Source organism: Nocardioides sp. YIM 152588 (genome assembly GCF_040191335.1).
Classification (GTDB): Bacteria; Actinomycetota; Actinomycetes; order Propionibacteriales; family Nocardioidaceae; genus Nocardioides.
This window is the reverse complement of record NZ_JBEGDJ010000013.1, coordinates 15,305-34,382: the sequence shown is the minus strand read 5'-3', so window position 1 is coordinate 34,382 and position 19,078 is coordinate 15,305. Positions and strand designations below refer to the sequence as shown.

At 71.3% G+C, this 19,078-nt stretch carries 16 protein-coding genes; 1 reads left to right on the top strand and 15 read right to left on the bottom strand.

Annotated features, from left to right (window positions below):
• Positions 1-8: 8 nt before the first annotated feature.
• From ABLM29_RS08920 to ABLM29_RS08850, 15 genes are all read right to left on the bottom strand, one after another.
• Complete coding sequence (locus ABLM29_RS08920) at positions 9-854, bottom strand: shikimate dehydrogenase (protein ID WP_349713740.1); 846 nt, start codon at positions 852-854, stop codon at positions 9-11.
• Positions 854-2,038 (bottom strand): endolytic transglycosylase MltG, encoded by a 1,185-nt coding sequence (gene mltG / locus ABLM29_RS08915; protein ID WP_349713739.1) that lies wholly within the window; start codon positions 2,036-2,038, stop codon positions 854-856. The genes ABLM29_RS08920 and mltG overlap by 1 nt, the downstream gene beginning before the upstream one ends.
• Positions 2,031-2,534, bottom strand: a complete 504-nt coding sequence (ruvX, locus tag ABLM29_RS08910; protein ID WP_349713738.1) for a Holliday junction resolvase RuvX — start codon at positions 2,532-2,534, stop codon at positions 2,031-2,033. Before ruvX ends, mltG begins: the two co-directional genes overlap by 8 nt.
• Positions 2,535-2,548: 14 nt before the next feature.
• Positions 2,549-5,215 carry an alanine--tRNA ligase gene (gene alaS / locus ABLM29_RS08905; protein ID WP_349713796.1) on the bottom strand — a complete coding sequence of 889 codons (2,667 nt, stop codon included), beginning with the start codon at positions 5,213-5,215 and terminating at the stop codon, positions 2,549-2,551.
• 11 nt (positions 5,216-5,226) lie between these two features.
• Positions 5,227-5,541 carry a DUF6167 family protein gene (locus ABLM29_RS08900; protein WP_349713737.1) on the bottom strand — a complete coding sequence of 105 codons (315 nt, stop codon included), beginning with the start codon at positions 5,539-5,541 and terminating at the stop codon, positions 5,227-5,229.
• Positions 5,538-6,077 carry a hypothetical protein gene (locus ABLM29_RS08895; protein ID WP_349713736.1) on the bottom strand — a complete coding sequence of 180 codons (540 nt, stop codon included), beginning with the start codon at positions 6,075-6,077 and terminating at the stop codon, positions 5,538-5,540. Before ABLM29_RS08895 ends, ABLM29_RS08900 begins: the two co-directional genes overlap by 4 nt.
• Before the next feature lie 11 nt (positions 6,078-6,088).
• Entirely contained in the window at positions 6,089-7,363 is a 1,275-nt protein-coding gene (locus tag ABLM29_RS08890) for a replication-associated recombination protein A (RefSeq protein ID WP_502889200.1), read from the bottom strand.
• A gap of 139 nt (positions 7,364-7,502) precedes the next feature.
• A complete protein-coding gene (locus ABLM29_RS08885; protein WP_349713735.1) occupies positions 7,503-8,741 on the bottom strand; it encodes an ABC transporter ATP-binding protein in 1,239 nt (412 codons plus the stop codon).
• Positions 8,738-9,808 (bottom strand): ABC transporter ATP-binding protein, encoded by a 1,071-nt coding sequence (locus ABLM29_RS08880; protein ID WP_349713734.1) that lies wholly within the window; start codon positions 9,806-9,808, stop codon positions 8,738-8,740. Before ABLM29_RS08880 ends, ABLM29_RS08885 begins: the two co-directional genes overlap by 4 nt.
• Positions 9,805-10,806: an ABC transporter permease gene (locus ABLM29_RS08875; RefSeq protein ID WP_349713733.1), complete on the bottom strand. Its 1,002-nt coding sequence runs from the start codon at positions 10,804-10,806 to the stop codon at positions 9,805-9,807. Before ABLM29_RS08875 ends, ABLM29_RS08880 begins: the two co-directional genes overlap by 4 nt.
• Positions 10,807-10,922: 116 nt before the next feature.
• Positions 10,923-12,698, bottom strand: coding sequence for an ABC transporter substrate-binding protein (locus ABLM29_RS08870; RefSeq protein WP_349713732.1), 1,776 nt, complete (start codon positions 12,696-12,698; stop codon positions 10,923-10,925).
• A 67-nt stretch (positions 12,699-12,765) separates the two neighbouring features.
• Positions 12,766-13,770: an ABC transporter permease gene (locus tag ABLM29_RS08865; protein ID WP_349713731.1), complete on the bottom strand. Its 1,005-nt coding sequence runs from the start codon at positions 13,768-13,770 to the stop codon at positions 12,766-12,768.
• A gap of 158 nt (positions 13,771-13,928) precedes the next feature.
• Complete coding sequence (gene aspS, locus ABLM29_RS08860; protein WP_349713730.1) at positions 13,929-15,701, bottom strand: aspartate--tRNA ligase; 1,773 nt, start codon at positions 15,699-15,701, stop codon at positions 13,929-13,931.
• A complete protein-coding gene (hisS, locus tag ABLM29_RS08855) occupies positions 15,698-17,074 on the bottom strand; it encodes a histidine--tRNA ligase (protein ID WP_349713729.1) in 1,377 nt (458 codons plus the stop codon). Before hisS ends, aspS begins: the two co-directional genes overlap by 4 nt.
• 19 nt (positions 17,075-17,093) lie before the next feature.
• Positions 17,094-17,804, bottom strand: coding sequence for an MBL fold metallo-hydrolase (locus ABLM29_RS08850; RefSeq protein ID WP_349713728.1), 711 nt, complete (start codon positions 17,802-17,804; stop codon positions 17,094-17,096).
• 46 nt (positions 17,805-17,850) lie between these two features.
• Here ABLM29_RS08850 and ABLM29_RS08845 point away from each other — a divergent pair, with 46 nt between their 5' ends.
• On the top strand, positions 17,851-19,077 hold the full coding sequence (locus tag ABLM29_RS08845) for a DUF349 domain-containing protein (protein WP_349713727.1): 1,227 nt from the start codon (positions 17,851-17,853) through the stop codon (positions 19,075-19,077).
• Position 19,078 lies beyond the last annotated feature (1 nt).

Genomic DNA, 19,078 nt, shown 5'->3' with positions numbered 1-19,078 from the left:
CGGGAAACCTACTGCTCCGCGGCGGCCGCCGCCGCTCGTTCCGCCAGAGCCCGCTCCCCCGCCGCGCGCATCTCCGCCAACGGGGCGGGCGCGCCCGTGAAGGCCGCGAACTGGAGCACGGCCTGGTGGACCAGCAGGTCCAGCCCGGTCACCAGCCGGCCCGAGCAGGCCCGCGCCAGCGGCGTCGGCCACGGGTCGTAGAGCACCTCGAAGAGCACGGGCACGTCGCCGAACCGGCCCACGACGTCGGGCGTCTGCGCGCCGGCGGGAACCGTCGAGACGACCACCTCCGCCGCACCCGGCCGGGCCGTGGCCAGGTCGACCGCCTCCACCCGCGGCGCCTCGGGGTGCCCCGCGATCGCGTCCAGGGTCGGCGCCGCGCGCGCGGCGTCACGGACGGCGACGGCGATCCGCCGCGCGCCGAGGTCGGCGAGCGCCAGTCCCGTGGACGCGGCCGTCGCGCCACCGCCGAGGATCACCGCGGCGGTCACCGGGCCGTCGTACCGCTCGCGGATCGCGGCCGCCGCCCCGGGGATGTCGGTGTTGTCCGCGGTCCACCCGCCGGGCCCGCGGAGCAGCGTGTTCGCCCCGCCCGAGCGTCGGGCGCGGTCACTGGCGCCGACCGCCAGCTCGAGCGCCTCCCGCTTCAGCGGGGCCGTGACCGAGAGCCCGCCCCAGGTGTCGTCCAGCCCGGCGACGAACGCGGCCAGGCCGCCCGCCGGCACCCGCACGGCGTCGTACGACGCGGAGAGCCCGAGGGCGGCGTAGCCGGCCCGGTGCAGGGCGGGCGAGAGCGAGTGCGCCACCGGGTCGCCGAGGACGGCGTGCCGATACGCCGCACGGTAGCCGGTCATCAGCAGTCGTCGCTGGTCTGGCAGTACTCCTGGACGCGCGCGACGTTGGACTGGTGCTCGGAGTAGGACTCCGCGAAGAGCGTGCCGCCGTTCTCGAAGTCCGCGACGAAGTAGAGCCAGTCACCGGCCGCGGGGTGCAGCGCGGCGCGGATCGTCTGCCGGCCCGGCGAGCCGATCGGCCCCGGCGGCAGGCCCTGGTGCTGGTAGGTGTTGTAGAGCGAGTCGCTCTCCCGCTCCTCCGCGGTGGTCCACGGGTCGCCCTCGCGCTGGCTGACGTAGGCCACCGTGGAGTCCATCTGCAGCGGCATGCCCAGGTCGAGGCGGTTGTAGATGACCCGGGCCACCTTCGGGTAGTCCTGCGGTCGGTTCACCTCGTGCTCGAGGATGCTCGCCACCGTCATCAGCTCGTGCGGCGTGAGGTCGAGCGCGCGGGCACCCGCCGGGACCTGGAGCTCCTTCTCCACCGACGCCGTCAGCGCGACCATCTCCGAGAAGAGCGCCTTCGGGGTCAGGTCGTCGGGCAGCTCGTAGGTGGCCGGGAAGAGGTAGCCCTCGGGGTTCCCCTCCGCCTCCGCCGGCAGCCCGATCTTGCCGGGCTGCTCGAGCAGGCGACCGAGCTGAGCCTTGGTGAAGTCGCTCTTCGCGGCCACGGTGTCGACGATCTGAGCGAGCCGGGAACCCTCGGGGATCGTCACGGTCCTGGTCGCCCGCATGTTGCCCGGGTCGGCGAGGTAGGCGACGGCGTCGGCGGCCGCCATCTCCTTCTTCATCACGTAGGTGCCGGCCTGGATCCGCTGCGCCTTCGGGTTCTCCGCGGCCGCGTCGACGAAGGCGTCGGTGGAGGCCACCACGCCCTGGTCCGTCAGCTCGGCGCCCATCGAGCGGATCGTCTGGCCGCTGTCGATCACGACGGTGACCTTGCCGGAGCCGGGCCCCGGGAAGTCCTCGGGACCGGCGAACACGCCGCTGACCGAGTCCCAGGCCCGCGGCACGAAGATCCAGGCGAGCACGGCGAAGACGGCGATCACGGCCAGGATCGGCAGGCAGCCCGAACGCCCCCGGCCGCGACCGGCGGAGCGTCGTCCGCCGCGGTCCGCGCGCCGGCCACCGCGGTCGGCGCGGCGCTGGCCGGGCTGACCGGGCTCCGGGTCGGGGAACGGCACCGGCGCGGCGGGGTCAGTCATCAGTCTCCTCGGTCTGGCGGGTCGGCACCGCGTCGCCCGCCGGCTCCCCCATCGGGACGAGCTCGCCGGGCGGACGGCCCGTGGCCCGCTCGGTGTCCAGCGCGTGCTGCAGGATCACGACGGCGGCCGCCTGGTCGATGACCGCGCGCCGCTTCTGACCCTTGCGCTGGTCGCGGAGCATAGCCTCCGCACTGACGGTCGACAGACGCTCGTCGACCAGACGCACCGGCACGGGGGCGATCCTCCGGGCGAGGCGGGCGGCCAGCTCCCGGACCTTCGCCGCCGCGGGCCCCTCGCCCCCGGAGAGCGATCGGGGCAGCCCGACGACCACCTCGACCGCCTCCTCCGCGGCGACCAGCTGCCCGATGCGGCGCAGGTCTCCCTTGCCGCGACGCACGGTCTCCACCGGCGTGGCGATCATCCCCGACGGGTCGCAGCGGGCCACGCCGATCCGGGCGTCCCCGGGGTCGACGCCGAGCCGTACGCCGTACCGCATCGTGCGCCCGACGCTCAGGCCCCCGCCACCGCTACGGTGACGGCGGCCAGCGCCTCGTCGATCCGGGAGACGTCGGAGCCGCCGCCCTGGGCCATGTCGGCCTTGCCGCCGCCACGGCCGTCGATGAACGGCGCGACGGCCCGGACGAGCTCGCCGGCGGCCAGGCCCCGCTCCTGCGCGGCCTGGTTGAGCGCGGCGACCACGGAGGCCTTGCCGTCGGCGACGCCGATCAGCACGACCACGCCGGGGGCGTCGCCGGGCAGCCGGCCGCGGACGTCGGTGGCCAGCGTGCGCACGTCACCGCCGCCGGCCCCGTCGAGCTTCTGCGCGACCACCTGGACGCCGCCGACGTCGACGGCGCCCGCGGCCAGGCCGGCGCCGCCGGCGAGGAGCTGGGCGAGCCGGATCCGCTCCAGCTCCTTCTCGGTCTGCTTGAGCCGGTCGACGAGGTCGCCGACCCGGCCGACGATGTCGTCGGACTGGACCTTGAGCAGACCGGAGAGCTGGCTGACCACGTCCCGCTCGCGAGCGAGGTAGGCGAAGCCCTCCACGCCGGTCAGCGCCTCGATCCGGCGGTTGCCGGAGCCGACGCTGGCCTCGCCGGTCACCACGATGGTGCCGATCTGGCTGGAGTGGTCGACGTGCGTGCCACCGCACAGCTCGCGCGACCAGGGGCCGCCGATCTCGACGACGCGGACCTTCGACTCGTCGTAGGTCTCGCCGAACAGCGCGATCGCGCCCCAGTCCTTCGCCTCCGGGAGGGTCATGTAGTCCCACGAGACGGGCAGGTCGGCGCGCAGCGCGTTGTTGGCGACCTCCTCGAGGTCCTTGAGCTGGCCGCCGGAGAGCGCCTGGGTCCACCCGAAGTCGAGGCGCAGGTAGCCGGGGCGGTTGTAGGAGCCGGACTGCAGCGCCGTGGGGCCGAGCACCTCGCGCAGCGCCGCGTGCACCACGTGGGTGCCCGAGTGCGCCTGGCGGGCACCGAGGCGCCACTGGGGGTCCACGCGGGCGTGCAGCAGCGCGGCGTCGGCCGGCAGCTCGCCGTCGACGACCCGCACCTGGTGCACCACGAGGCCGCGGACCGGTCGCTGGACGTCGAGGACCTCCAGGGTGCCGCCGGCGAACTCGATCACGCCCGCGTCCGCCGCCTGGCCGCCGGACTCGGCGTAGAACGGCGTCCGGTCGAGGACCAGCTCGCCGATCTCGCCCCCGGCGAGCACCGGCACGCTGGCGCCCTCCTTGAGCAGCGCCAGCGGCTTGGACTCCGTCTCCAGCGTCTCGTAGGCGAGCCACTGGGTGGGGCCGGTGGCATCGAGGATGCCCCGGTACACCCCGGTGTCGGCGTGCTGGCCCTTCTTGGCACGGGCGTCCGCCTTGGCACGCTCGCGCTGCTCGGTCATCAGCTGGCGGAAGCCGCCCTCGTCGACCTCGAGGCCGGCCTCGGCCGCCATCTCCAGCGTCAGGTCGATCGGGAAGCCGTAGGTGTCGTGCAGCGCGAACGCCTTCTCACCGGGGATCGTGGCGGCGCCGGAGCTCTTCACCTCGCCCGCGGCCAGGTCGAAGATCTGGGTGCCCGCGGCCAGCGTCTTGCGGAACGCGTCCTCCTCGGCGAACGCCACGCGGGCGATGCGGTCCCAGTCGGTGTGCAGGTCGGTGTAGGTCTCCGCCATCCGGTCGCGGGAGACCGGCATCAGCTCCGGCAGCGCGGGGTCCTGGTAGCCGAGCAGCCGCATGTTGCGCACCGCGCGGCGAAGCAGCCGGCGCAGCACGTAGCCGCGGCCCTCGTTGCCGGGGGTGACGCCGTCGCTGATCAGCATCATCGAGGAGCGCACGTGGTCGGCGACGACGCGGAAGCGCACGTCGTCGGGGTACGCGGCGCCGTACTTCTTGCCCGAGAGCGCCTCGGCCTTCTCGATCACCGGGTACATGACGTCGGTCTCGTACATGTTCGCCCTGCCCTGGAGCAGGTAGGCGACGCGCTCGAGGCCCATGCCGGTGTCGATGTTCTTCTTCGGCAGCTGACCGGCGATGTCGAAGTCGGACTTGGAGCGGACGGCGGAGAGCTCGTCCTGCATGAAGACCAGGTTCCAGAACTCCAGGTACCGGTCGCCGGCGTCCCAGTCGCGGTCCGCGCCGAACTCGGGGCCGCGGTCGATCAGGATCTCCGAGCACGGGCCGCCCGGGCCGGGGATGCCCATCGACCAGTAGTTCTCCTTGGCCGGCAGCCGGACGATCCGGTCGTCCGGCAGGCCGGTGACCTTCTTCCAGATCGAGACGGCCTCGTCGTCGCCGTCCAGCACGCTCGGGTAGAGGACCGACTCGTCGAACCCGAAGCCGCCCTGGTCCTGGGGCCGGGTGACCAGCTCCCAGGCGAACTCGACGGCGCCCTCCTTGAAGTAGTCGCCGAACGAGAAGTTGCCGCACATCTCGAAGAACGTGCCGTGCCGGGTGGTCTTGCCGACCTCCTCGATGTCCGGCGTGCGGATGCACTTCTGGACGCTGGTGGCCCGCGAGTACGGCGGCGTCTCCTGCCCGAGGAAGTAGGGCTTGAAGGGCACCATGCCGGCGTTGACGAACAGCAGGTTGGGGTCGTCGAGCAGCAACGAGGCCGAGGGGACCACGGTGTGTCCCCGCTCTTCGAAGTGGGCGAGGAACCGCCGGCGGATCTCGGCGGTGCTCAGGTAGCCCGTCATCAGTCGTTGCCTCTCTCAGGTGCTTCGGTAGGTCGTTCAAGTGTGCGGGGTGCGCCCTCATCGGGCTCCTGGGCGGCGGCCAGCGCCGCCGGGCCCCGGGCCGCCGCGGCGACCCGGTAGCGCTCCCGGAGGTCCGCCTCGGCGTCGACGCGCCCCTGGTCCAGCTCCTCCCGGAACATCCGGGCGCCGACCCAGACCGCGCCGACGCGGTCGCGCATGCCGTCGATGGTGAAGATCTCGGCGATGCGGCGCGCCCGCACCACGCCGTACACGCCGGCGGCCACGCCGGCGCCGAACCAGACCCCGCGCCTCATCCGGTCGCCTCCATCCCCGCACGCTGGCGGGCCTCGAACTCGCGCCGCGCCTGACGCAGGTCGCTGCGGCGCTGCTTGCGGGCGCGCTTGACCTCGCGCTTCATCTCGAACCGGATCCGGTTGCGGACCTCCGGGGACAGCGCGCGGCGCAGCCCCGCGGCCAGCGACGCGGTCCGGATCACCGACTCGCGGAGCACGATGTCGACGAAGACCGGGGCCGGGACGACCGGGGCCGCCTCGGCGCGCTCGCGGCCCAGCTCGGTGATCAGGTACTCACGGTCGTCGGAGACCGCCGGCACGTGCCCGGAGCCCTCCGCCGCCGGCGCGGCCGGACGCTCGCGCAGCTGCGCCTCGATGCCGGCGAGCTGGCCACGCAGCGCCTCGGCCTCCGCGGCGGCCTCCTCGAGGAGCTCCACGGTGCGACGCCGCTCGCGCCGTGCGGCGCGCGCGAGTCCGGCCATGGCGACGGTCAGCCCCAGGAGCGCGATGAGCACCAGGGCCGCGAGCCACGTGGGGACGGCGAGGTCGGGGGTCACGGGGGACAAGCCTATCGGCCGCGGATGATCGCTCGGATCCGCTCCCACCGCTGCTTGACCGGCGCCTCCGCGCCGAGCTCGGTGGGCCGGTAGTAGCGCGCGTCGGCGACGGGATCCGGGGCGTACTGCTGCGTGGCGATGCCGTACGGCGCGTCGTGGCTGTACTGGTAGCCCTGACCGTGCCCGATCGCCTCGGCGCCCGGGTAGTGGGCGTCGCGGAGGTGCGCGGGGACGTTGCCGATCTTCCCGTTCCGCACGTCGCGCAGCGCCTCGTCGACCGCGAGGTAGACGGCGTTGGACTTCGGCGCGACGGCCAGCGCGACCACGGCCTGGGCGAGCACGATCCGCCCCTCGGGGAGGCCGATCATCTGGACCGCCTGGGCTGCCGCCACCGCGGTGGTCAGCGCGGTCGGGTCGGCCAGCCCGACGTCCTCGCTCGCCAGGATGATCAGCCGCCGGCAGATGAACCGCGGGTCCTCCCCCGCCTCGAGCATCCGAGCCAGGTAGTGCAGCGCGGCGTCGGCGTCGGAGCCCCGGATGGACTTGATGAAGGCGCTGATGACGTCGTAGTGCTGGTCGCCGTCGCGGTCGTAGCGGACCGCGGCCTGGTCGGCGGCCGCCTCGGCGGTGTCGACGTCGATCACGACGCGGCCCTCGTCGTCGGTGCGCCCGGCCAGCGTGGCCGCGCCGGCCGCGGCCTCCAGGTAGGTCAGCGAGCGGCGGGCGTCGCCGCCGGCCAGCCGGACCAGGTGCTCGCGGGCCTCGTCGGTGAGGGCGTGACGGCCCGCCAGGCCCCGCTCGTCGGCGACCGCCCGGGCCAGCACGTCGCGCACGTCGTCGTCGTCGAGCGACTGCAGCCGCAGCAGCAGGCTGCGCGAGAGCAGCGGCGAGATGACGCTGAACGACGGGTTCTCGGTGGTCGCCGCGACCAGGGTCACCCACCTGTTCTCCACGCCGGGCAGCAGCGCGTCCTGCTGGGCCTTGGAGAAGCGGTGCACCTCGTCGACGAAGAGCACCGTCTCCGCGCCGGTCGCGACGAGCGTGGCGCGGGCGGAGTCGATCGCGGCCCGGACCTCCTTGACCCCGGCGGCGACCGCCGAGATCTCGACGAACCGGCGGCCGGTCTGCTGGCTGATGATCGACGCGATCGTGGTCTTTCCGGTGCCGGGCGGGCCCCACAGCAGCAGCGACAGCGACTTGTCGGTCTCGATCAGCTGGCGCAGCGGCGAGCCCGGCGCGCGCAGCTGCGACTGGCCGATCAGCTCGTCCAGGGTGCGCGGGCGCATCCGGACAGCCAGCGGCGCGGCCGCGTGGGCGGCATCGCTCAGCGACCCACCCGTAGGGACGGGACGAGGGCCCCCGGCGACATCCGCGCCGAAGAGGCCCTCACCCTGGTCAGCCTCGACCACTCAGCCAACCAACCCGTCAGCCCCGGCCGATCGTCTTGGCGTCGAGGTCGAACCAGGTGTCGGCGTACCCCGGCTGATCGACCAGCTCGGTGCTCGGGGTCGCGCCCGGGTCCGGCTGCCCGCTGCCGTCCACGCCCAGGAGCCGGGCGGTGACCGGCTGCTGCGGGGCCTCGCCGAGGCGGGCCGGGAAGTGGCAGGCGACCTTGTGGCGCTTGCCGATCTGCAGCAGCGGCGGCTCGTGCTTCGCGCAGATCTCCTGCGCGATCGGGCACCGGGTGCGGAACCGGCAGCCCGACGGCGGGTCGATCGGGCTGGGCACCTCGCCGGTGAGCTGGATCCGCTCCCGGCGGCCGCCGACCGCCGCCTGCTTCACGTCCGGGACCGCGGAGAGCAGCGCCTGCGTGTAGGGGTGGTGGGCGTTGGCGTAGATGCTGTCCCGGTCGCCGATCTCGATGATCTTGCCGAGGTACATCACGGCGATCTCGGGGCAGAAGTGCTTGACCACCGCGAGGTCGTGGGCGATGAACAGGAAGGCGATCTCGAACTCCTTCTGCAGGTCCTGCAGGAGGTTGATCACCTGGGCCTGGATGGAGACGTCGAGCGCGGAGACCGGCTCGTCCGCGACCATCACCTTCGGCTGCAGGGCGAGCGCCCGGGCGATGCCGATGCGCTGGCGCTGGCCGCCGGAGAACTCGTTCGGATACCGGTTGTAGTGCTCCGGGTTGAGGCCGACGACCTCCAGGAGCTCCTGGACGCGGCTGAGCACCTTGTTCTTCGGCACCACGTTGTGCACCCGCAGCGGGGCGCCCACGATCGAGCCGACGGTGTGCCGCGGGTTCAGCGAGCTGTACGGGTCCTGGAAGATCATCTGCACCTCGCGGCGCAGCGGCTTCAGCTCCCGGTCGCCGAGCGTGGCGAGGTCCTTGCCGTCGAACTCGATCGAGCCGCTGGTCGGCTTGTAGAGCCGGGTGATCAGCTGGCCGGTGGTCGACTTGCCGCAGCCGGACTCGCCGACCAGGCCGAGCGAGCCGCCGGCGGGCAGCTCGAACGACACGCCGTCGACGGCCTGCACGTGACCGACCGTGCGCCGCAGCAGCGGGCTCTTGATCGGGAAGTGCATCCGCAGGTTGTTGACCGTCAGCACCGGCTCGGCGTCCGGGTCGATCTGGCTGGCGGCGTGCCCGTGGGTCGCCGACTCCAGGAGGTCCGCGGGGGTGATCTCGGCCGCGAGGTCCTCGGACGACTCGGCGTTCATCGGCTCTCCTCGGTGAGCTCGGGCGCGATCTCGGGCAGGATCTCCGCCTCGTAGACCGCGTCGGGGTCGGGCAGGTGGCAGCGCTTCAGGTGGTCGCTGCCACGACCGCCGGGACGCAGCTCCGGCAGCGTGGTCTCGCAGAGACCGCCGGGAACCTTGTCCTTGTGCAGGCACCGGGGCGCGAACGCGCAGCCCGGCGGTGGCGTGAGCAGGCTCGGCGGGTTGCCCGGGATCGGGATCATCCGCGCGTTCGGGTCCGCGTTGAGGTCCGGCACGCTGGAGAGCAGACCCCACGTGTAGGGCATCTCCGGGTGGGTGAGGATCTCCTTGCAGGAGCCCCGCTCCACGCTGCGCCCGCCGTACATGACCAGCACGTCGTCGGCCATCTCGGCCACGACGCCCAGGTCGTGGGTGATGATCACGATGGCGGAGTTGAACTCGCGCTGCAGGTCCTGGAGCAGGTCCAGGATCTGCGCCTGCACGGTGACGTCCAGCGCGGTCGTGGGCTCGTCGGCGATCAGCAGCGAGGGGTCGTTGATGAGGCCCATCGCGATCATCGCCCGCTGGCGCATGCCGCCCGAGTACTGGTGCGGGTACTGGTCCACCCGCTTGTCCGGCTGCGGGATGCCGACGCGGTCGAGCATCTCGACCGCGCGCCGGCGGGCCTCCTTCTTGGTCGCCGACGGGTGGTGGACCAGGTAGGCCTCGCTGAGCTGCTTGCCGACCTTGTAGAACGGGTGCAGCGCGGCGAGCGCGTCCTGGAAGATCATCGCGACGGAGTTGCCGCGCAGCTGGCGCATCTTCTCCTCGCGCAGCCCGACCACCTCGGTGCCGCCCACCTTGATCGAGCCCTCGATCTGCGCGGTGCGGGCGTCGTGCAGACCGAGCACGGCCATGCTGGAGACGGACTTGCCCGAGCCGGACTCGCCCACGATGCCCAGGGTCTTGCCCAGCTCGACGCTGTAGCTCAGGTCGGTCACCGCCTGGACCAGACCGTCGGCGGTGGGGAACCGCACGGTCAGGTTGTTGATCTCCAGGTACGGCGCGCCGGCGTCGGCGGCGGTCATGAGAGCCTCACTCTCGGGTCGAGCCAGCTGTAGAAGATGTCGACGATGATGTTCATCACGACGACGGAGACGGCGAGCACCAGCGTGGTCGCCTGCACAACCGGCAGGTCGCTGATGTAGACGGCGTCGATGCCCCACTTGCCGATCCCCTCGAGCGAGAAGATCTTCTCGGTGAAGACGGTGCCGGAGAGCAGGAAGGCGACGTCGAGGCCGAAGATCGTGATCACCGGGACCATCGCCGAGCGCAGCGCGTGCCGGATCACGACCTTGCGGGTCTTCAGGCCCTTCGCCTTGGCCGTGCGGACGTAGTCCTCGCTGAGCGCCTCCACCATCGAGCCGCGGGAGTACCGGGTGTAGGAGGTGGCGCCGTAGAGGCCCATCACCAGCCAGACGAGCAGCAGCCCTGAGAACCAGGCGGCTGGGTTCTCGAACAGTGGCACGTATCTGACGTCGGGGAAGATCGACGTGCTCAGTGTGAGTACCAGGAAGCTGATCAGCGCGACGAGGTAGTACGGGATAGAGCTGAACACCAGCGTGGAGGCGACGAGCACCTTGTCGGAGACGGTGCCCCGCTTTCGAGCCGCTAGTACGCCGACCGTCACGCCGATCAACAGGTAGAGCGCGGACGCGCCGACAGCGATGCTGAGCGTCACCGGGAACTTCTGCTTGAGCTGGTCGGTGACCAGGCTGCGGTCACGGTAGGAGAGGCCGAGGCACGGCGCCGGGCACTCGTAAGACGCGGTGCCGATCGTGATCGTGCGGTCCGACACGAGGCCCTTGGCCCACGTGCCGTACTCGGACAGCATCGGGTTGTTGTAGCCGAGGTTCTCCTCGAACTGGACCAACTTCTCGGGGGTGCACCGGTTGTTGGTGTCACGCCGGCACAGCTCGAGCGCGGGGCTCTTGGGGCCGTACCAGAACAGCGTGAACACCAGCAGTGACACGAGCACCACGATCAGCGCCCCCGAGAGGATGCGCTTGATCAGGAACGAGAACATCGAGGATCCCTCCGGATCGAATGTTACGGACTCCCGGGTCCGGGCGGCAGATCGCCGCCCGGACCCGGGAGGTCATGCTGGGCCTACCGGCTCAGATCGGTGTCAGTGGACCAGGGTCACTTGACGTAGATCGAGCGGTAGTCGGGGGCGCCACCGACGGAGGTGTCGTTGTTGAAGCCACCGATGCTGGAACCGAAGCCGAAGATGTTCTGGTAGTAGCCAGACTGGATCACCGGCTGGTAGTCGGTCATCAGCGTGACCTCGAGCTCGCCCCAGGCGTCAGCCTGCTCGTCGACCGGCAGCGTACGGATGCGGTCGATCTCGCTGTCGACCGACTCCTCCGAGAAGTTGCCGGTGTTGTAGGCCGAGCCGGTCTCGACGATCGGCGGCAGGAAGGTCGACGCCGACGGCCAGTCCTGGCACCAGGCGGTACCGAGCAGGTTGATCTGCTTGTACAGCTTGTTGTCCGGGTCGGTCCAGACGTCGTACAGGCTGCCCGCGGTGTAGGGGTACTTCTTCACCGAGAAGCCGCCCTCCTCGTAGCCGCGCTGGCGCTGCTCGGCGGACGCCTCACCCTCGGGGGTCGAGCCGTCGTAGACGAAGGAGACCTCGTACTCACCGGGCTCGTAGCCGGCCTCGGCGAGCAGCTCCTTCGACTTCTCCGGGTCGTAGGAGATCGGCTCGTCGAACGGGCCGCTCCAGACCTGGCGACCGGCCATGCCCGGGGGCAGGAGGCCGAAGCCGAGGTCGGGGTCGGTGGCGCCGTTGGCGCGGGTGACGCCGGACAGCTCGCCGCCGGCGGACCACACGTTCTCGTAGTCGTAGGCGTAGGCGAGGGCCTGACGGACCTCGAGCTCGGTGACCTTGTCGTAGTTCGGCATCACGAAGCTCGTGCACGGCTGCGGGCCGACGACGACCTGGTCCTGGAGACCCTGCTGGTTCGCCTTGTTGAAGTCGGTGGCCTGCATCGAGGTCACGACGGTGGTGGCGCCGGCGTCGCTGAAGACGGTCTCGGCGGCGACCTGCGGGTTCACGTCGAACTTGAAGGTGTACTTCTCGACGAGCTGACGGCGGGCCGGGTCGGTGTCCGCGTCCCACTGGTCGTTCTTCACCAGGACGAGCTCCTGGTTCGGGACGAACTTGTCGACCTTGTACGGGCCGGTGGACAGCGCCTTCAGCTTGTACTGGTCGGGCTTGGCGTCCAGCGGGACCGGGCCGATCGCCGGGAAGATGGCGTAGTAGTCCATCTCGGAGAACGGGGTGCCGAACTTCATGATGATGTCGTTGCCCTCGGTGGTCACCGCGGGGAAGTTGTCACCGTCGACGTAGGGACCGTTGTAGTCCTCGCCGCCCTCGAAGTAGGGCTTGGAGTACGCGGTGCCCGGGCCGGTGCCGAAGCGGTCGGCGTCGAAGGAGCGCTTGATGCCGAAGGCGACCTCCTCAGCGGTGACCGGGTCGCCGGTCTCCCACTTGATGCCGTCCTTCAGGGTGAAGCGCCACTCGGTGAAGTCCTCGTTCGGGGTGCCGAGGTCGGTGGCGAGGTCGGGGACCAGCTCGTAGGCGCCGTCCGCGTTCTGGCGGAAGGTGGTCAGCGAGCGGAACACCAGGTCCTGGAGGATGCCGTTGTCGGTCACCGACCAGAGGCTGGCCGGGTCCAGGCTGTCGATGCCGTCGTCCGGGTCCGGGGCGAGGACGGTGATCTCGCCGCCGGCCTGGGCGCCGTCGATCTCCGGCGCGGGGCCGACCGCCTCGGGGTTCTTGCCACCGGACTCGCTGGTCTCGGTGAAGCCGCTGTTCTCGCTGTCGCCCTCGTCACTGCCACCGCAGGCAGCAAGGGAAAGCGTGAGCACCGCGGCGCTGAGGCCTGCGGCAAACGCCTTCTTGCGAATCATCTGTCCAGCCTTTCTTTGTTGTTGCGTAGGCACGCGCAGATAGCGCACACCGACGTTCAGAGAGGGATCAACGACGCGTCTTCGGGTCGAAGGCATCCCGGATCGCATCCCCCAGCAGGTTGAGCGCCACCACGAGGACGGCGATCCCGATGACCGGGGCCAGGAGGTACTGCGGGTACTGCTCCCACCAGGGGGTGGCCGCCTCGATCGTGCGGCCCCACGACTCGCGACCGACGATGCCGATGCCGAGGTAGGACAGACCAGCCTCGGCGGAGACGTAGGCCGGCAGGCCGAGGGAGAAGGAGATGACGATCGGCGCGATCAGGTTGGGCAGCATCTCCTTGACGAGGATGCGGCGGGTGGGCACGCCGATCACGCGGGCGGCCTTGACGAACTCCCGCTCGCGCAGCGAGAGCACCTCGCCACGGACCAGGCGGGCCACGGTCATCCAGCCGAAGAAGGTCAGGATGCCGACCAGGGACCAGAAGCTGACGGTCTTCAGCATCTCCGGGTCCGTCGCCCAGCGGTCGTTGATGATCGGGGCCAGGGCCAGCGCGCCGACCAGGAACGGGAAGGTCAGGAAGACGTCGGTCATGAACGAGATGACCGCGTCGACCGCGCCGCCGAGGAAGCCGGCGAGCAGGCCCAGGACCACCCCGATGGTGACCGAGAGGACGGCCGCCATCGTCGCCAGGAACAGCGAGGTCTGGCAGCCCTTGATCCAGACCGCCAGGTTGTCGGTGCCGTCCAGCGGCGCGACGCCGAACGGGTGCGCCGGGTCGAAGCCGTGGTTCGGCGGCCCGGTCAGCGGCAGACCCGTGGTCAGGTTGACGTAGTCGCTGGCGCGCACCGTCTCGGTCGAGACACCGAGCAGCGCGTTCAGCTGGTCGGCGAAGATGGCGATCAGGAAGAAGATCACCACGATCACGAAGCAGGTGACCGCGATGGGGTCCTTCCGGAGCCGGTCGAACGCGATCCGGGTGGGAGACCGTCCCGCGATCTTCTTGCGCTCGCCCTCCCCGACCGGACCCTTCTGGTCCTCGGTCGAGAGGTCAGCTGCCGGCAACGTCATGCCGCATCCTCCGCCGTCCACAACAAACTCGCGGCGCCGTTTGGCGCCGGTTGGACTCTAAGCGACCACTGGCAGCCAGATGGTCACCCTGCGGTAACGATATGGTCTCGGCCGCTCATGCGGCCGAGACCATCGTCACCGAGACAACTTGAGGCCGTTCAGGCCTCGACCGGCGTTTCCTTCGCCGGCTTCGCGTCCACACCGGCTTCCTTGCGCTGGGCGGCCGTGATCGGCGCCGGCGCCGCCGTGAGCGGGTCGTAGCCGCCGCCGGACTTCGGGAACGCGATGACGTCGCGGATCGACTCCGTGCGGGCCAGCAGCGCGACGATCCGGTCCCAGCCGAACGCGATGCCGCCGTGCGGCGGGGCGCCGTACTTGAAGGCCTCGAGCAGGAAGCCGAACTTCTCCTCTGCCTCGGCCTCGCCGATCCCCATCACCTCGAAGACGCGCTTCTGGATGTCCTCGCGGTGGATACGGATCGAGCCGCCGCCGATCTCGTTGCCGTTGCAGACCATGTCGTAGGCCCAGGCCACGGCGTTGCCGGGGTCCTGGTCGAACGTCTCGGCGTCCTGCGGCGAGGTGAAGGCGTGGTGCACCGCCGTCCAGGCCCCGCTGCCGACCGCCACGTCGCCGGCCGCGGTGGCGTCGCCCGTCGGCTCGAAGAGCGGCGCGTCGACCACCCACAGGAAGCTCCAGGCGTCCTCGTCGATCAGGCCGCAGCGCCGGCCGATCTCCAGGCGCGCGGCACCGAGCAGCGCCCGGCTGGCCTTGACGGCGCCGGCCGCGAAGAAGATGCAGTCGCCCGGCTGGGCGCCCACGTGGGCGGCCAGGCCGGCCTTCTCCTCGTCGGTGATGTTCTTGGCGACCGGGCCGCCCAGCTCGCCGTCCTCGCCGACCAGCACGTAGGCCAGGCCCTTCGCGCCGCGCTGCTTGGCCCACTCCTGCCAGGCGTCCAGCTGCTTGCGCGGCTGGCTGGCGCCACCCGGCATCACCACGGCGCCGACGTACGGCGCCTGGAAGACGCGGAAGGTGGTGTTCGCGAAGTACTCGGTGCACTCCACGAGCTCCTGGCCCATGCGCAGGTCGGGCTTGTCCGAGCCGTAGCGCGCCATCGCCTCGGCGTAGGTCATCCGCGGCATCGGCAGCGGCACGTCGTAGCCGACCAGCTTCCACAGCGCCGCCGCGATCTCCTCGCCCAGCGCGATCACGTCGTCCTGGTCCACGAAGCTCATCTCGATGTCGAGCTGGGTGAACTCGGGCTGCCGGTCCGCACGGAAGTCCTCGTCGCGGTAGCAGCGCGCGATCTGGAAGTAGCGCTCCATGCCGGCGACCATCAGCAGCTGCTTGAACAGCTGCGGGCTCTGCGGCAGGGCGTACCAGCTGCCCGGCTGCAGGCGCGCCGGCACCAGGAAGTCGCGGGCGCCCTCGGGGGTGCTGCGGGTCAGGGTCGGCGTCTCGATCTCGACGAAGTCGTGGCCCGCCAGCACGGTGCGCGCGGCGTGGTTGACCTTGCTGCGCAGACGGATCGCGTCGCCCGGGCCGGTGCGGCGCAGGTCGAGGTAGCGGTGGCGCAGGCGCGCCTCCTCCCCCACCTCGACGTGGTCGCTGATCGGGAACGGCAGCGGCGCGGAGGCGCTCAGCACCTCCACGTCCGCGGCGACGACCTCGATCGCGCCCGTCGGCAGGTTCGGGTTCTCGTTGCCCTCCTTGCGGGCGATGACCTCGCCGGTCACCTTCAGGCAGTACTCGGCGCGCAGGTGGTGCGCGACCTCCTCGTCGCGGATCACCACCTGCACGACGCCGCTGGTCTCGCGCAGGTCGATGAAGGCGACACCGCCGTGATCGCGGCGGTTGGCCACCCAGCCGGCCAGCGTCACGGTCTGACCGACATGCTCGGGGCGCAGGCTGCCGGCGTCATGGGTGCGGATCACTTCGGGGTCTCCTTGGGGGATGTGGTGGTGCGGGTGATGCGGGGACGCAGGTCCTCAACGGGAGGCTCCCACGCCTGGGGGTCAGCGGCGAACTGCTCGCCGCTGCGGATGTCCTTGACCTGGTGGTCGCTGTCGTCGTCGGCCGGGTCCCGCGGGAACCAGACGTACGGGATGCCGCGCCGCTCGGCGTACCGGATCTGCTTGCCGAACCTCTGCGGCGACGGCGCCACCTCGCAGGCGATGCCGCGCCCGCGCAGCGCGGTGGCGACCCGCTCGCTGGCCGGGCGCGACTCCTCCTCGGCCAGCGCGACCAGCACGGCGCTCGGCACCGAGCGGTCGGCCGTGATCCCGGTCTTGGCCAGCAGCGGGACCACCACGCGGCTGACGCCGAGGGAGATGCCCACGCCCGGGTAGGTGCTGCGCCCGTCGCTGGCCAGCGCGTCGTAGCGGCCGCCGGAGCAGATCGAGCCCATCGACTCGTAGCCCTCCAGCCGCGTCTCGAAGACGGTGCCGGTGTAGTAGTCCAGCCCGCGGGCGATGGACAGGTCGGCGGTCACCGTCACCCGGTCACCGGCCAGGTCGGCCACGCCGGTGACGAGGCGGGACAGCTCGTCGAGGCCCTCGGCGAGCATCGGGTGCTCCACGCCGAACTCCTGGACCTTGGCCACGAAGGAGGCGTCGTCGGTGCGGATGGTGGCCAGCGCCAGCACCCGGTCCGCGGTCGCCGCGTCGATGCCGGCCTCGGCGACCAGCATCGCGTGCACCTTCTCCGCGGGCAGCTTGTCGAGCTTGTCGACCAGCCGCATCACCTCGTCGGTGTCGGTCACGCCCAGGCCCAGGTAGAAGCCCTGGATGAGCTTGCGGTTGTTGACCTGCAGCCGGAACCGCGGCAGGAAGTCGAGCCGGGTGAGCGCGTCGACCATCACCCGGGTGACCTCGACGTCGTGGTGGAAGCCGAGCGTGTCCCGGCCGATCACGTCGACGTCGGCCTGGAGGAACTCGCGGTAGCGCCCCTCCTGCGGGCGCTCGCCGCGCCACACCTTCTGGATCTGGTAGCGCCGGAACGGGAACTCCAGCTTGCCCGCGTTCTCCAGCACGTAGCGGGCGAACGGCACGGTCAGGTCGAAGTGCAGGCCCATGCCGGCGTGGCCCTCGGCCGACTCCTCCTGGAGCCGGCGCAGGACGTAGACCTCCTTGGAGGTGTCGCCCTTGCGGAGCAGCTGGTCGAGGGGCTCGACCGCGCGCGTCTCGATGCCGGCGAAGCCGTGCAGCTCGAAGGTACGGCGCAGGATGTCGATGACCTGCTGCTCCACCACGCGCTGGGCGGGCAGCAGCTCGGGGAACCCGCTGAGCGGGGTCGGCTTGGCACTCATCAGGGGCTACAGGGTCTCTCTACAGGCCTCGGGTGACGCTGCCGGCGGAACCGGAGTCCAGCAGGTCGAGGAGGAACGGGTTGGTGGCGCGCTCGCGCCCGATCGTGGTCTGCTCGCCGTGGCCGGGCAGGACGGCGATGTCGTCGTCCAGCGGCAGCACCTTCGCGGCGAGCGTGCGCAGCATCGTCGGATGGTCCCCGCCGGGGAGGTCCGTGCGCCCGATGGAACCGGCGAACAGGAGGTCGCCGGAGAACATCACCTGGGAGATCCCCTGGTCGCCGTACGGGGTCCGGAAGGTGACCGACCCGCCGGTGTGTCCCGGAGTGTGGTCGACCGTGAGCTCGAGTCCGGCCAGCTCCAGGGTGCGCCCGTCGGAGAGCTCCTGGACGTCGTCGGGCTCGGCCCACGTGTAGTCGCCGCCGAGGAGCATCTGGGAGGTCTCCCGGCTCATCCCGGCCATCGGGTCGGTGAGCAGGTGACGGTCCGCCGGGTGCACCCAGGCGGTCGCGTCGTAGGTGCCTGCCACGGGGGCGACCGACCACATGTGGTCGATGTGGCCGTGCGTCAGCAGCACCGCGACGGGCTTGAGCCGGTGCTCGCGAACGACCTCGGCGACGCCGGCTGAGGCGTCCTTCCCGGGGTCGATCACCACGCACTCGGTGCCCGTTCCGGTGGCTGCGACGTAGCAGTTCGTACCCCACGGTCCCGCGGGAAAGCCGGCGATCAGCACCGACCCAGCCTATCGGCCGCCGAGTTCGGCACTAGCATGGCCCACTGTGACTTACTCGGAGTGGGGACGTGTCGAGAACGACGGCACCGTCTACGTGAAGACGACCGATGGCGAGCGGGCAGTCGGTCAGGTCCCGGACGCGACCCCGGAAGAGGCTCTGGCCTTCTTCACGCGGCGCTTCGAGAGCCTGGCCGTGGAGGTCGACCTGCTGCACCGCCGAGTGAACTCGGGCGTGCTCTCCCCCGACGAGGCAGCCACCGCGGTGAAGACCGTCCGCGGCCAGGTGACCGACGCCAACGCGGTCGGCGACCTCGCCGGTCTCAGCGCCAAGCTCGACGAGCTCGGCCCGGTCATCGCGACGCAGCGCGACGCGCGACGCGCCGAGAAGGCCCGCCGCTCCAGCGAGGCGCGCGAGGCCAAGGAGAAGCTCGCCTCCGAGGCCGAGTCGATCGCCGGCGGCCGCGACTGGAAGCACGGCGCCAACCGGCTCCGCGAGCTGCTCGAGCAGTGGAAGCAGCTCCCCCGTCTGGACCGGGCCACCGACGACGAGCTGTGGAAGCGGTTCTCCTCCGCCCGGTCGGCCTACACCAAGGCCCGCAAGGCCCACTTCGCCGAGCAGGACGAGCGCCGCGAGGGCGCCCGCGTCATCAAGGAGCGCCTGGTCACCGAGGCCGAGTCGATCGCCGGCTCCACCGAGTGGGGCCCCACCGCGGGCCGCTACCGCGACCTGATGCGCCAGTGGAAGGCCGCCGGCCCCGCCCCGAAGGCCATCGACGACCAGCTCTGGGCCCGCTTCCGCGCCGCCCAGGACCAGTTCTTCGGTGCCCGCGACGCCGCGAACGCCGCCCTGGACGCGGAGTTCGCAGCCAACGCCGAGGTCAAGGAGGCGCTCCTGGTCGAGGCCGAGGCGCTCCTCCCCGTCCAGGACCTGGCCGCCACCAAGGAGGCGTTCCGCGACCTCGCCGACCGCTGGGACGAGGCCGGAAAGGTCCCCCGCGACCGGATCAAGGACCTCGAGGGCCGGATGCGCGCCATCGAGAACGCCATCCGCAAGGTCGAGGACGAGCAGTGGCGTCGTACCGACCCGGAGAAGTCCGCGCGCGCCGACGACATGATCGCCAAGCTTGAGTCCGCCATCGCCGAGACCGAGGCTGCGCTCGACGCTGCGCGTGCCGCCGGGAACGACAAGAAGGTCCGTGAGCTCGAGGAGAATCTCGAGGGGCGGCGGTCGTTCCTGGAGATGGCGAAGCGGGCGAGCGCGGACTTCAGCTGAG

Coding starts and splice junctions, on each gene's coding strand:
- ruvX (WP_349713738.1), bottom strand. CDS start 2,534: ATGCGGTACGGCGTACGGCTCGGCGTCGACCCCGGGGACGCCCGGATC.
- hisS (WP_349713729.1), bottom strand. CDS start 17,074: ATGAGTGCCAAGCCGACCCCGCTCAGCGGGTTCCCCGAGCTGCTGCCC.
- mltG (WP_349713739.1), bottom strand. CDS start 2,038: ATGACTGACCCCGCCGCGCCGGTGCCGTTCCCCGACCCGGAGCCCGGT.
- ABLM29_RS08870 (WP_349713732.1), bottom strand. CDS start 12,698: ATGATTCGCAAGAAGGCGTTTGCCGCAGGCCTCAGCGCCGCGGTGCTC.
- ABLM29_RS08880 (WP_349713734.1), bottom strand. CDS start 9,808: ATGACCGCCGCCGACGCCGGCGCGCCGTACCTGGAGATCAACAACCTG.
- ABLM29_RS08865 (WP_349713731.1), bottom strand. CDS start 13,770: ATGACGTTGCCGGCAGCTGACCTCTCGACCGAGGACCAGAAGGGTCCG.
- ABLM29_RS08875 (WP_349713733.1), bottom strand. CDS start 10,806: ATGTTCTCGTTCCTGATCAAGCGCATCCTCTCGGGGGCGCTGATCGTG.
- ABLM29_RS08900 (WP_349713737.1), bottom strand. CDS start 5,541: ATGAGGCGCGGGGTCTGGTTCGGCGCCGGCGTGGCCGCCGGCGTGTAC.
- ABLM29_RS08885 (WP_349713735.1), bottom strand. CDS start 8,741: ATGAACGCCGAGTCGTCCGAGGACCTCGCGGCCGAGATCACCCCCGCG.
- ABLM29_RS08890 (WP_502889200.1), bottom strand. CDS start 7,363: ATGCGCCCGCGCACCCTGGACGAGCTGATCGGCCAGTCGCAGCTGCGC.
- ABLM29_RS08920 (WP_349713740.1), bottom strand. CDS start 854: ATGACCGGCTACCGTGCGGCGTATCGGCACGCCGTCCTCGGCGACCCG.